The 14,145-nt window shown below is 69.4% G+C and carries 5 protein-coding genes and 1 pseudogene; 1 reads left to right on the top strand and 5 read right to left on the bottom strand.

Going from position 1 to position 14,145, the window contains the following annotated elements; genetic code table 11:
* Positions 1–20: 20 nt before the first annotated feature.
* The 4 genes and pseudogenes from GIY56_RS13100 to GIY56_RS13115 all read right to left on the bottom strand — a co-directional run.
* Positions 21–9,770 carry a DUF7507 domain-containing protein gene (locus tag GIY56_RS13100; RefSeq protein WP_196053628.1) on the bottom strand — a complete coding sequence of 3,250 codons (9,750 nt, stop codon included), beginning with the start codon at positions 9,768–9,770 and terminating at the stop codon, positions 21–23.
* Between the two features lie 679 nt (positions 9,771–10,449).
* Positions 10,450–10,668, bottom strand: a complete 219-nt coding sequence (locus tag GIY56_RS18410; protein WP_196053634.1) for an ABC transporter permease — start codon at positions 10,666–10,668, stop codon at positions 10,450–10,452.
* Between the two features lie 63 nt (positions 10,669–10,731).
* Positions 10,732–11,574 (bottom strand): transporter substrate-binding domain-containing protein, encoded by an 843-nt coding sequence (locus GIY56_RS13110; protein WP_154765295.1) that lies wholly within the window; start codon positions 11,572–11,574, stop codon positions 10,732–10,734.
* 70 nt (positions 11,575–11,644) lie between these two features.
* Positions 11,645–12,274, bottom strand: a pseudogene (locus GIY56_RS13115) (amino acid ABC transporter ATP-binding protein); the annotation flags it as partial.
* A 47-nt stretch (positions 12,275–12,321) separates the two neighbouring features.
* Here GIY56_RS13115 and GIY56_RS13120 point away from each other — a divergent pair.
* On the top strand, positions 12,322–13,047 hold the full coding sequence (locus tag GIY56_RS13120; protein WP_154765297.1) for a GntR family transcriptional regulator: 726 nt from the start codon (positions 12,322–12,324) through the stop codon (positions 13,045–13,047).
* 36 nt (positions 13,048–13,083) lie between these two features.
* Here the strand turns inward: GIY56_RS13120 and GIY56_RS13125 are convergent, their stop codons facing one another.
* Positions 13,084–13,938: a PfkB family carbohydrate kinase gene (locus GIY56_RS13125; protein ID WP_154765298.1), complete on the bottom strand. Its 855-nt coding sequence runs from the start codon at positions 13,936–13,938 to the stop codon at positions 13,084–13,086.
* Positions 13,939–14,145: the final 207 nt, after the last annotated feature.

Genomic DNA, 14,145 nt, shown 5'->3' on the forward strand with positions numbered 1-14,145 from the left:
TCTCATCCGATTTGTCCGCATCACCGGCCTCCCGCCCCGGCCGTTCCGGCCCGGGCTTGCACGACCGCCTCGATCGTCAGCGCATAGCGCCCGTTGGCGGGCCAAAGCCGCCGCAGGGCCGTTTCGACCTGGCGGATCCGGGCGCGCGCCGTGGCCCGATCCTCGCCCGCGGCCAGCTGATAGCTGATGCGCAGCACCGCCGGGGTGTCGGCGATCTGCGCCACCAGCTGGCGCAGCCCGGCCTGCAGTTCGGGACGCGCCGCGCCCCCGGCCCCGAAGGCGCGGGCGGACAGATCGACCCGGACCACCCGCGACAGCGTGGCGCCGAAGTTCATCTTGGTCAGCATCCCCGGCGTCACCCGCACGACGCGCGGGTTTTCGGTCGTCAGGCGATAGCCCAGGGGCAGGGTGCGTTCGTCCAGCTTCAGCATGACGTTGGCGCCGATGTCGCGGGGCAGGGCCGCGCAGGGCAGGCTGAAGCGGCCGTGTTCGTCGGTGGTGACGGCCACCCCGTCGGGCGTGACCAGCCGGACCCCGGGCAGCCCCTTCTCGGTCCCCGGCGGGCCGTCCAGATTGGCCGCGCCCCGCGCGCCCCTGCCCCGGTCGGGTTCGCCGTTGAAGTGGCCGTCATGGTCGCCGTCGTCGAACACCCGCCCGATCACGGTGGAGCAGGCGAAGACCGCATCCACCTCGACCCGGATGGTGGCCTGCGCCTCGGGTGACACGGGGCGTCCGGTCGCGGGGCTGAAGGCCTGGGCGCGGTTCACATGCGCCCCCGGCTGCACGCCGCCGCCCACCAGGACGCTGATGGCGATGCGCCGGGTCTGGCCCGCCGCCAGGTCCAGGCCGCGCCAGACCAGGCGGTTGCCCGCGATCTCGGGTTCGGCGGCGGCGCCGTCCAGGCGGGCGCTGCCGGACTGATAGGTGAAGCCCGGGGGCAGGCTGTCCACCAGCGTCGTGGCGGTGGCGATGCCGCCCGCCTCGTTCGTCACGGCCAGGGTATAGCCCACCAGATCGCCCGCCAGCGCGGTGCCGCGGTCGGCGGTCTTGACGACGCTCAGCCCGCCTTCCTCCATCGTGGGCGAGGCGATGCCCGAATCCGACGAGGCCCGCACCCCCGAAACCGAATCGCCGATGGCCGTGGCCGTAAGCCGGACCGCGCCCTGCGCCGCGTCCCGCGCGGTGACGGTGTAGCGGTTGCCCTGGCAGACCAGGGTGGCGGTTTCCCCCACCTCCAGCCGGATGGGGCGGCAGGAAAAGCCGGGCAGATCCAGGTTCAGGCTGGCCGGGTCGATGGTGACGTTTTCCAGCAGGACATTGCCGGTGTTCGTCACGGCGAAGGCGTAAACGATCAGGTCGCCCGCGTCGAAGATGCCGTTGCCGTTGCGGTCGGGCGTGTCCGTGATGGTGATCCGCAGCAGGATTTCCGGCCGGCCCAGCGTGACCACCGTGGGATCGTTGGCGGGATCGCCGTCCGTCCCGCCCTGCCCGTCGGGGGTTTCCACCGCCTGCGGGTCGTCCAGACGCGCCCCGTCCGGGTCGGTCCCGGCATCCGACACGTCGGTCGCCTCCAGCGGCGTGCCGTCGCGGTCCGTCACCGGCGAGCCGTCGCGGGCCACCGCGGGCGCGCGCACCGTGGCGCTGTTCTGGACATGGCCGCGGACCATGTCCCTGTCGGTCAGCGCATAAGTCGCGGTAAAGGTCCGGTCGTCGGACTGGCCCGGCTGCAGCACGACCGGCCCGCCCGCGACGGTCGCGATGGGATCGTCCAGCCTGTCGATCCGCAGCGCCACGTTGCCGGTGTTGGTCACGGTGAAGGCGTATCGCAGCACGTCGCCCGCGTCCGGCGCCTTGTTGCCGTTCGCGTCCTGGTAACCGGCATGGGACTTGATCAGCGCGATCCCCGGCGCGCGGGTCAGCCGCGCCACGGTCGGGTCGTTGCCCGGATCGCCATCGGTGCCGCCCGCGCCGTCCGGCGTCTCGGCGGCGCCCGGCGTCGGAACCGCAGCCCCCTCGGGATCGGTCCCCGCGTCCGAGATGTCGGAGGCCGTCAGCGGCGCCCCGCCCGGCCCCGCGATGGCGCCGCCGTCGCCGCGCACCGCGGCGGCCGTCACGGTGGCGCTGTTGTCCACATGGCCGCGGTCCAGGTCGTCCTGGGTCAGGACCAGGCGGGCGGTGAAGCTGCCGCTGTCCGTCTGCCCCGGCGCGACCACCGCAGGCCCGCCCGACACGGTGGCCCGCGGATCCGCGATGGCAGGGACGCGCAGCGCGACGTTGCCGGTGTTGGTCAGGGCGAAGGCGTAATGGACCACGTCGCCCGCGTCGTCGGCGCCGTTGCCGTTCGCGTCCTCGATCCGGGTCAGGGACTTGACCAGGACGATGCCCGCGGCGGGGGTGATGGCGACCTCGGTCGGGTCGTCCGTCAGCGCGCCGCTGCCCGAGATGTCGGACACGGCAGTCCCCGTCGCGGTGGTGCCGGTCGCGGTGGCGCTGTTGACCACGCGGCCCGCGTCGATGTCGGCCTGCTGCAACGGATAGGTCGCGGTGAAGGTGCCGCTGTCCACCGCCCCCGGCGCCAGGGCCGGGATCGGCCCGCCGCTGACCACCGCGCCTTGCAGCGCATCGGCCAGGGTCACGTTCAGCAGGGTCACGGTGCCGGTGTTCGTCACGGTGAAGCTGTAGGCGATGGGATCGCCCGGCGCGGCAGGCACCGCGATGCCGCTGCCGTCGGCGGTCTTGACCAGGGCGATCGCGGGCGCGGCCACCAGGGGAACGGTCGTGGGATCGTCGTCAGCCACGGTCGCGCCCGAGGTGTCGGTGACCGGCCCGCCACGCGGCGGGGTGCCAGTGGCCGTCGCCGTGTTCACCACCTGGCCCGCGTCCAGATCGGCCTGCGTCAGGGCATGGGTCGCGCTGATCATCCCGCTGGCGCCAGGCGCAAGCGTCGGGATCGGGCTGCCCACCGCGCCGCCCAGCAGCGGGTCGGTGAGGGTGACGTTCGACAGCGTGACGTTGCCGGTGTTGGTGACGGTGAAGCCGTAGGAAATCAGCTCGCCCAGCTGCGCGGGGGCAGAGACCGCACTGGCGTCGGCGGTTTTCACCAGGGCGATGGCGGGGGCGGGGACCAGCGGCGTCTCGGTCGGGTCGTTGTCGGTGATGGTCGTGCCCGAGGTATCGGTGACAGCCCCGCCCGTGGGTGGAGTGCCTTGGGCGGTAGCGCTGTTCACCACCCGGGCCGCGTCCAGATCGGCTTGCGTGAGTGGATAGGCCGCGGTCACGGTTCCGCTGGCACCGGGCGCAAGCGTCGGGATCGGGCTGCCCACCGCGCCGCCCAGCAGCGGGTCGTTCACCACGACATTCGACAGGGTGACGTTGCCGGTGTTGGTGACGGTGAAATCATAGGAGACCAGCTCGCCCACATGGACCGGCACGGAGAGCGCGCTGGCGTCGGCCGTTTTCACCAGGGCAATGGCAGGCGCCGGGACCAGGGTCGCCTCGGTCGGGTCGTCGTCGGTGAGGGTCGCGCCCGAGATGTCGGTCACTGGCCCGCCTGTGGGCGGGGTGCCCTGGGCCGTGGCGGTGTTCACCACCAGGCCCGCGTCCAGATCCGCCTGCGTGAGGGGATAGGTCGCGCTCACCGTTTCACTGGCTCCCGGTGCAAGTGTCGGAATGGCGCTGCCCACTGCGCCGCCCAGCAGGGGATCGTTCACCACGACATTCGACATCGTGACATTGCCGGTATTCGTCACGGTGAAGCCATAGGCGATCAGGTCGCCCGCCTGCGCGGGCGCGGACAGGCCCGACACGTCTGCCGTCTTGACCAGGGCGATGGCGGGCGCCGGGACCAGGGGCGTTTGGGTCGGGTTGTCGTCCGCGACGGTCGTCCCCGAGATGTCGGTGACCGCCCCGCCGCCGGGCGGGGTTCCCTGGGCGGTGGCGCTGTTCACGACCACACCCGCGTCCAGGTCGGCCACGGTCAGGGGATAAGGGGCGGTCACGGTCTGGCTCGCCCCCGGCGCAAGCGTCGGGATCGGGCTGCCCACCGCGCCGCCCAGCAGGGGGTCGGTGACGGTGACGTTCGTCAGCGTGACGTTGCCGGTGTTGGTGACGGTGAAGCCGTAGGCTATGGGATCCCCCGCCTGCGCGGGCGCGGACAAGCCCGACACATCCGCCGCCTTGACCAGGGCAATGGAGGGGACGGGAGTGATCGGCACCTGGGTCGGATCATCGTCCGTCGTGGTCGTGCCGGAGGTGTCGGTCACGGGGCCTCCGGTGGGCGGGGTGCCCTGGGCCGTGGCGGTGTTCACGACCTCGCCCGCGTCGAGATCCGTTTGGGTCAGGGCATAGGTCGCGCTCATCGACCCGCTCGCGCCCGGCGCAAGGGCCAGGATGGCGCTGCCAACGGCCCCGCCCAACAGCGGATCGTTCACCACCACATTCGACAGGGTGACGTTGCCCGTGTTCGTCACGGTGAAGTCAAAGGAAATCACGTCCCCCACCTGCGCAGGCGTGGACAGGCCTGACGCATTGGCGACCTTGACCAGGGCGATGGACGGGGCCGGGGTGATCGGCACCTCGGTCGGATCATCGTCTGCTGTGGTCGCCCCCGAGGTGTCGGTCACGGGGCCTCCGGTGGGCGGGGTGCCCTGGGCCGTGGCGGTGTTGAAGACCTCGCCCGCGTCCAGATCCGCCTGGGTCAGGGCATAGGTCGCGCTCACGGTTCCGGTGGCGCCGGGTGCAAGGGTCGCGATCGGGCTGCCAACGGCCCCGCCCAGCAGCGGATCGTTCACGACCACATTCGTCAGCGTCACGTTGCCCGTGTTCGTCACGGTGAGGTCATAGGAAACCACGTCCCCCGCCTGCGCGGGCAATGAAAAGCCCGAGGCATCCGCCGCCTTGACCAGGGCGATGGAGGGGGCCGGGGTGATCGGCACCTCGGTCGGGTCGTCGTCTGCTGTGGTCGTGCCGGAGGTGTCGGTCACTGGCCCGCCACTCGGCGGGGTGCCCTGTGCGGTGGCTGTGTTCACGACCTCGCCCGCGTCGAGATCCGCCTGGGTCAGGGCATAGGTGGCGCTCACGGTTCCGGTGGCGCCAGGCGCGAGGGTCGCGATCGCGCTGCCAACGGCCCCGCCCAGCAGCGGATCGTTCACCACCACATTCGACAGGGTGACGTTGCCCGTGTTCGTCACGGTGAGGTCATAGGAAATCACGTCCCCCGCCTGCGCGGGCGAGGACAGCGCCGACGCATCCGCCGCCTTGACCAGGGCGATGGAGGGAGCCGGGGCGATCGGCACCTCGGTCGGATCGTCGTCGGTGAGGGTCGCCCCCGAGGTGTCGGTGACGATGGAGCCGTCCGGGGCATCGCCTTGCGTGACCGCCGTATTCTCCACCCGGCCCGCGTCCAGATCCGCCTGGGTCAGGGTGTAGGGCGCGCGGACCGCCTGGCTTGCCCCTGCGGCGAGCGTCGGGATCGGGCTGCCAACGGCCCCGCCCAGCAGCGGGTCAGTCACCACCACATTCGTCAGCGTCAGGTTGCCGGTGTTGGTCACGGTGAAGTCATAAGAAACCGCGTCCCCTGCCCGCGGGGGCGAGGACAGGCCCGACACGTCCGCCGTCTTGACCAGGGCGATTCGCGGCAAAAAGGCCGGGGCCACCGGGGTGGGCGAACTGCTGCCCGGGATCGCCGTGGCGCCATTGTCGGACAGGTCGGCCAGATCCGGGTTGCCCGTCGAATCCTGCCGCGAATAGGCGCCCTCGCCCGTGACCGCAGCGAGGTTTTCATAGTTCCCGCCCGAGGGCAGCACCGGCGGCAGCGGCACGGTGGGGCGCGCGCGCAGCGCGAACTGGATGTCGCAGGTCGCGCCTGCGGCCAGCGTCACCCCCGTCGCCACGACCGGATCCCCGGCCCCGTCGAAGCCGCTGTTCCCCCCTCCGCAACTGCCCGAAGGCGCGGCGGTGATGGCATAGGATCCCGGCGCCAGCGGATCGGTCAGGGGATTGGCCAGGCTGGCCGCGCTGCCGAACCGGGGCGCCGCGCCCGACAAGGGGTCGGTCACGCGGACCGTGTCCAAGGGTTCGCGCGAGAAGTTGCGGACCCGCAGGCGGAAGCCGGCCGTGAAGGTGCCGTCGGGATTGATGACGGGGGCCGCCACGATCTGCTTGGCGATGCCGATCTGGGCCAGCGGGATTTTTGGGAACAGGTATCCGTCAGACGGCGTCGCGGGGGGCAGGGCGATGCTGGCAATGCTGGTCGGGGCCGGGGTGCCGCCCGCGCCGCCCGCCGTGGTGGTGCCGTTTGTCAGCCGCGCCTCGGCGATGGCGGCGTGGCTGATCCGGTACGTCCCCTCGGGCAGGGCGGTGAAGCTGTAGGCGCCCGCGCCGGTCGTGGTCGCGGTGCGGTTGACGGGCGTGCCGTCGAAGGCCGTCCCCGTCAGCGTCACCGTGACACCCGAAAGCCCCTGGTCGGTCGGGTCGGGCAGGGCGTCGGCGTTGAAATCGCGAAAGATCCGCCCCGCCAGCGAACTGGCGTTGACGGTCACGCTGCCCGAATTGGTGTTGTTGGCGGGCACCACGTCCAGCGACTGCGTGGTCACGCTGGCGGTGTTTGTGAAGATCTGGCCCGTGGTGGTGACGGAGGTCACGCGCGAGGGCGCAGTGATGCGCACCAGGGCGCCGCTGCCAAGCGTGCCCAGGTTGCAGGTGAAGCTGGTGGACCCCGCCCCGCCCGTGCAGGCGGTCTGGCCCGCCGTGCCGCCTAGGACCGCGATGGTGGGCGTGCCCGTCAGCTCGATCCCCGAAGGCAGGCTGTCGGTGAGGACCACGTCGTCGGCCTCGGACAGGCCGGCGCCCGTGTTGTTGCGCAGGTCGATCAGGAAATCGAAGGGATCGCGCAGGTTCACCGTGGCGGGGCTTGCGGTCTTTTGCACGATCTCCAGATCGGCGCGGGTCCGGGCGGTGGTGTTCTGCACGGCAAGGTTGTCGGCCAGGTTCGGCTCGAACCCGCGCGCCGTCTCGTTCGAGGTGACGGTGACGCGGTTGACCGCCACGCCCTTGGCGGTGGCCCCGCCGGTCACGCGGAATTCGACCGTCTGGCCCACGTTCACACGCGGCACGCCGCATTCCAGCGTGCCGCCCAGCGCTCCGACGCCGGGCACGCTGGCGCAGCTGCCGCCTGCGGGCAGGACGTGGCCCTGATAGGTGATGCGCGCTCCGGGCATCTGGTCGGTGATCGCGACATTGGTGGCGATCGAGGGGCCGGTGTTGGTAACGCGGATCACGTAATCGGTCGCATCGCCCAAGGGCACCGGATCGACGGTGTCGGTCTTGTTGACCAGCAGGCTGACCTCGGGGTCGCGAACCGGAGAGGACAGCTGGAAGCTGTTGTTGCCCATCGCGCTTTCGGCGGTGGTGGTGGAGACGGTCACGGCGTTGACCACCGTGGTGCCTTCCAGGCCCAGGTTCGGCCTCATGCGGATGGACACGGTGCGTTGGGCGCCGTTGTTGATGGTGCCCAGGTCGCAGGACACCGTATCGTTGCCCGGCGCCACGTCCGTTTCCGCCGCGGGCTGCACGGCGCAGGTGCCCGCCGAAGGGGTCGCCGACACGAAGGTCATCCCCGCGGGCAGCGTGTCGGTGATGGTCACGTGGTCGGCCGCCGACAAGCCGTTGGCCAGGTTGCGCGCCGTGACCACATAGGTGGACACCTGCCCCACCGCGAGGGGCGAGGGGCTGGCGATCTTGTCCACCGCCACGTCGGCCTTGGGCGTGACGGCATAGCTGGCGGTTCCCGCATTGTTGCCGTCGTTCGGATCGGGCGTGGTCGTGGACACGGCGGTGGCGGTGTTGGTGCGCCCCCCGGCCGCGCCGCCCGGACGGATGCCCACCTGGATGCGCGGGCAATCGCTGACCCCGCAAGGCGGCACCGTGTCGATCACGCATTGCAGTTGCCGGGCATTGCCGCCCTGGGCCGCGGTCGAGCAGCTGAACGCGCTGTTGTCCCCCGCGCCCCCCGCATTGGTGTCCACGCTGTAGCTGGCCATGCCGCCGGTCGCGGCGTTCAGGTCCGCGTTGACGAGGCCCGTCAGCAGATCCGTCACCAGCACGTCGCGGGCCGTGACCGGCCCGTCGTTGCGGATGACGATCGTGAAGTCCTGCACGTCGCCCGCGCCGACCGAGGGCAGGGCCGCGCTTTTCTCGACCCGGATGTCGGCGCTGTCGGGGCCTGTGGCCGCGGTGCCCGAGTATCCGGCGGTGTTGTTGGCGGTGTTCGGCTCGGGCGGCAGGTCGGGCGAGGCGACCGACAGCAGGTTCTGGATGGGACCGTCGGCCGTCACCTCGGCCGTGACGACCACGGTGGGGGCGGCGGCGCCCGCGGCCAGGGGCGCGCCCGCGCCATAGCTGCGGGTGCAGGTCAGGGTGGCGGGACCGGCCAGCGGCAGGGCGGGCGAACAGGACCAGCCGTTGGCCGTCACCGCGGTCGCGGTCAGCCCGGCGGGCAGGCTGTCGGTCATCACCAGCCGGCCCGCGAAGGGCGCGTTGCCCACGTTGCGCGCGCCCAGGCGGAAGTCATAGCTGTTGCCCACCACGTAAAGCGCGGGCGAAGGCCCGGACTTGGTGGCCAGCAGATCGACCTGCGGTTCCTGGATCGTGGCGCCGCCGTCGCTGGCCGTGTTGTTGGCCGTGTTGGGATCGACCGGCCCGGTGGCGGTGATGGCGGCGGTGTTGGTGGCCGGGCCGCTGCCGATGGCCGTGGCCGCGATGGTGATCGGACCCAGGGCCACGTTCGACCCCGGCACCGTCCCCGAGGCCTGGGTCGCGGTGACCGTCTGGCCCGCGACCGCCACCCCCCAACCTGGAGCCGAGACCGAATCGATTCGGTATCCCCCGGGCAGCGTGTCGGTGACGGTGATGGTCTGCGGCACGTCGCCGGAATAGCGCGGCGTCAGGGTGAAGGTGACGGCGTCGCCCACCAGGATCGGATCGGGGCCGGACCGCGCCTTGCTGATCGCCAGGTCGCTGCCCGCCGAAACCGTCGTGTTCATCTGCGCCGCGCTGTTGCCTGCCAGCGGATCGGGGGGCGAGACGTTGAGGACGCTGCCCGCCGCGGTGATCGTCGATCCCGACGCGGTCCCCACCTGGGCCGTGAAGACGCGCGTCACGCTGCCCCCCACGGGGATCGGGCCGGTGATGGCGCATTGGTAAACGCCGCCTGCCAGCGTGCAGCCCGTGGGCGGCGCGACATTGCCAAGCCCCGTGGGCACCGGAAAGCGCAGGGTCAGGCTGGCCGCCGGATCAGGCCCGTTGTTCGTGGCCTGGAAGGTATACGAGACCGTGGATCCGGCGACGGCCGTGGCGGGACCGTTCAGCCGCAGCTGGATGTCCGCGCCCGCGGTGACGGTTGTCTGTTCCGTGACGCTGTTGTTGGTGGTCTGCACGTCCGTCACCCCGCCCGCGGTGACGGGAATCGAGGCGGTCAGCTGCGTCGTCCCCTGGGTCGAACTGCGCAGACGGGCCACCAGCGACAGGCTGCCCTGGGCGGCCAATGCGGGGATGGGGCAGGTCACGACGCGCGGCCCCGAAACGGGCACGGGCGAACAGCCGGTCAGGTTGCCGACGCTTTCGATCCGCATCCCGGAAGGGATGGACAGATCCAGGATCGTGGCCGGGGCCGGGTCGAAGCCGTCGTTGAACACCGTGATCCGGTATTCGACCAAGCCCCCGGCCGGCACAGGGTCCGAGGCGGTGTCGTCCACGTTCAAGAGCCAGTCCACCGACTGCGCAACCACAGCGTTTGCCCCGGACAGCCAGATAACCGCCACAAGAAGCAGCGCAAGGGTCCGTCCCGGCCATTGACGCCCTTCGCTGCGCGAGCGGCCGCACAAGCCGGGCTGGCGGAAAGACCTTGTAACCATTCGCTGCAATGACATGAACTCTGGACCAATCGGCGCCGGCAAGCGGTATCCTTGCCTTTCCCGTCAGCTACACCGTTCCGGTTACCAAAGTGTAAACGGGCGGGTTATTCGGTACCTTCGCACTGGGTGCTGTCCTGTGGAGTTCTCTAATTGCCTTCGCAAGGATCCCACAAGGCCCTGGATACGGCAGTGGCCGACGCCTGTGCCTGGGTCGATGACGACCGCGCCCGGCTGCTGATGGATGACGAAATCCTGTCGCCTGTTCGCCGCGCCTCGACGTGTGTTTCATTGACAAAACATTCGTGGACCTGTCCGGCTTTGGCGAGCGGATGGAGACCCATGCCGCCCAGAGGCGCCGCGCGGTCAGGGTCGGGACAGGAATCCCCACCTGCGTCGGGATCCCTCCGCCACCCGAAGGTGACGCAGGGCCTGCCTCATTCACGACTGCTGCGGGATCAATAGGCGACGCGCTTGTAGTACCTGCGGGTCACGAGCGGGTGGTCGCGCATGACTTCCAGATGGGCGCTCAGCCGTTCCATCAGGGTTGCCATGAACGCCGGAGAAAGAAGCGCGCGCAGTTCCGGCGACAGGTCGCGCGGGCAGCTGGTGCGATGCGCGAGGTGCGCAGCAGGCATCCGGCCAGGCCCAGCGTCAGCGAAAAAAGGATCGCAAGAACGCTGATCAGCAGGGTCATGGCAAGACCCTTCATCAGATCCGGCAGGGCACCGGCGATATAGACCCAATCCAAGAAGTTCATGGTCGTTCCGCTTTGCTGGGCGACAGGTGAGGTGGGCCGGGGGTCAAGACCCGGCCCGGCGCGTCACAGCGGGGGTGGCTCCTCCAGGAAGCCGCGCGTCATCACCGCCGCCACGGCGGGTTCCTTGACGAACCGGGGAATGACCTCCTGGTAGAAGTTCTCGCGGCGCAATGTGTCGAGCGCGGCGTTGACAAAGGCCAGAAGCTCGGGTTCGTCCTTGCGCAGGCCGATGCCGTTGACGCCCAGGTCCAGGCCTTCCTCGACGATCCGCATCTCGGGATAGCTGCCGCCCAGGGTGGCGACCAGGCCGCCGTCGCCCACGAAACCGTCGGCCCGTCCCTGGCGCAGCGCCTGCACGCCGTCGGCCGTGGTGTTCAGTTGCAGGATGTTGATGCCGGGGATGTTGGCTTCCAGCCACTTGATCTGCGAGGCGCCCTTGACCACCAGCACCGTCTTGCCCTGCAGGTCAGACAGCGTTTGCACCGGGCTGTCCCCAGGGACCAGGACGTTCGATGTGCCCCAGAAATAGATGTTGGAATAGTCGATGACTTCCTGCCGGGCAGGAGTGCGGCCCAGGGTCGCAAGGATCAGGTCCAGCTTGCCCGATTGCAGCAACGGGATGCGTGCCTCGCTGGTGATGCAGGACAGTTCGGCGCCTTCGGCCGAGCCGAACGCAAATTCGCCGATCTTCTTGGCCATCTCGACCTCGACCCCGAACGGCTTGCCGTCAGGTCCAGACGCGCCAAAGGGTGGGCTGTCGCATTTCACGCCGATGCGGATCGTGCCCTGGTCCTTGATCGCCTGCGGCAGCGGAGGCAGTTCCTGGGCCGAGGCGATGGCGGCAAGGCCAAGCGTCATCGCCGCCGAAAGCAGCAAGGCGCCGACGGGGCGGGTCAGTCTTGTCATGTCGTTCTCCTGTTGGGATGGAACATACGGGATGGGGACAGCCCCCGGTTGCCGGACCCTTCTGTCGGGGTCAGTGCAAGATCTGGCTGAGGAACAAGCGCGTGCGTTCCTCGCGCGGATTGGCGAAGAAGTCGGCGGGCGCCGCGCTTTCGACGATGCGGCCCTGATCCATGAAGATCACCCGGTCGGCCACCTGCCGCGCGAAGCCCATCTCGTGGGTGACGCAGATCATGGTCATGCCGTCCTGGGCCAGCAGCACCATCGTGTCCAGAACCTCGCGCACCAGTTCCGGGTCCAGCGCCGAAGTCGGTTCGTCAAACAGCATGATCCGCGGCTCCATGCACAGCGACCGGGCGATTGCCACGCGCTGCTGCTGGCCGCCGGACAACTGGCTGGGATACTTGTGCGCCTGGTCGGGAATGCGCACCCGGCCCAGATAATGCATCGCGCGGTCTTCGGCCTCGGCGCGCGAAACGCCCCGGACCCAGCATTGCGCGATGGTGCAGTTCTGCAGGATCGTCAGATGCGGATAAAGGTTGAAGTTCTGGAACACCATCCCGACCTGCCGGCGGAGCTGGTCGATATGGCGGCGCTGGCCGTCCACCGGAATGCCGTTGACGGCGATCACGCCGGACTGATGGTCTTCAAGCCGGTTGATGCAGCGGATCTGCGCAATCTGCGACGACGCGCTTCGCGGGCCCGGCAGATTGCCACGCTTTTTTCCGGGTCGCAGAAAGGAACGTGATCATGCAAAAGTCCCGTGAAAGCGGCATCGAGCGTTTGCGCAGCGCCATTCTGGACATGATCCGCGAATCGAACCTGTCCTTTGGCGACAAGCTGCCGACCGAAAAGGTGATGGCGGAACGCTTCGAGGTGTCGCGCCCGACCCTGCGCGAGGCGCTGAAGCTTCTGGAGCAGGAAGCCGTCATCGACGTGCAGCAAGGCAAGGGGCGCTTTCTGGCGGCTGGCGCGCTGTTGAACATCGCCCGGCCGATCACGAAGTTCGAAAGCGTTTCGCAAATGGTGGCCAGCCACGGCTACAAGGCGCAGACGCGCGTCCTGGGCTTTGCGACCGTGCCGGCAGATGCAGATGTCGCGGGCAAGCTTGCCCTGGCCGAGGGGGCGCCCTTGCTGCGCATCGAAAGGCTGCGCAGCAGCGGCAAGCAGCCGCTTGTCTATTCGCTGGACTGGCTGCCCAAGGATCTGTTCGGTCCCGATTTCGACCGGACCTCGGACTGGAGCAGTTCCATCGTCTCGGTCCTGGCCGAGATGGGCCGGGCGCCCGTGGCCTCGACCGCGAATGTCAAGGCGACGCTGCTGCCCCGGGAAACAAGCGACATGCACGGCTTGCAGGATTTCGGCCCCGCCCTTCTGATCGAGGAGGTGTGCTATGCATCCGACGGCACCCGCGTGATCTATGCCAAGGATTATCACTGCGGCTCGGCGTTTTCGTTCAGCTTCGTGCGCAAGTAGGATCGTGTCCCGCTCTCCAAGGCGTTGCCGTAGGCTTCAAGGCCTGGCGGTGCCGATGACCTCGGCGTATTTCTCGAACAGCCACTGGGGGATCGGAAGCAGCTGTTGGGGAAATCCGCCCTCGTGACCGCAGGTCCGGGCAGCCGCCCGGGTGGCGATCCCAAGCGCCTCCTCGCCTGTCCGGCCAGAGATCGTGGCCGCAATGAAGGCCGCGACGAAGCTGTCGCCTGCCCCGCAAGTATCGACGACCTTGATCGGCCGGGCCGGCACATGGACAAGGTGTTCGCCTTCCAGCAGGAAGGCACCGCGCCGCCCGCAGGTCATGACAATGCGCCCGGCACCGCGTCCGCGCAAAAGACGCAGGACGGGTTCAATCGGGGCATCCGGGTCTTCCGGACCCGAGACGAAGACCAGCGTCACGCCGTCAAGCGTCAGGGCGTCGTGATGGGTCGAGACATCGACGCTGAAAGGCACGCCGTCCTTCACCAGTTGCCGGACCAGAGCGTCGGGCGTGCTGGTGCCCAGATGCGCCCAGTCGGCCTCGCGCAGCGCAGCATGGCGGGCGGGATCCGGTTGGTAGCCCTGCCCGACCCCGAGATCCTCCAGCAGGAAGCGGCGGTCACCGTCCCGTTCCAGCAGCAGCGTAACCGCCGTGCTTCCCGCCGCCCGCTCGACATCCTCGCCCGCCAGTCCTGCCTGCGACAGCGCGGCGACGACCACATCGCCTTCGGCGTCGTGGCCGACGATGCCGAAATGGCGCGCATCAAGGCCCTGCGCACGCCATTGCGCGGCGACGTTCAAGGCATTGCCGCCGACGGCCATGCTGTTCTTGGACAGATAGACATCCAGGCAATTGTCGCCCACGGCGATCATCTTCAGCGGTCCGGTCATGTGCGTTCCTTTGTTGGTGCCAGATGGCGCCTGATCCGGGTCATGTTCCTGTCCCACGCCGCCACGGAGTCGAGCGCATGGCTGCCATCGCCAAAGGGTTCAAAGGACAGCGCCCCCCGATATCCCGCCTGCGCCAGTTCCTGCAGGTACCCGGTGATCGGCAGTAATGCTGGAAGCCAAGGTTCGATCCGATCAGCTGGTCGGCGG

The organism is Paracoccus lichenicola, from assembly GCF_009708075.1.
Taxonomy (GTDB): Bacteria; Pseudomonadota; Alphaproteobacteria; order Rhodobacterales; family Rhodobacteraceae; genus Paracoccus; species Paracoccus lichenicola.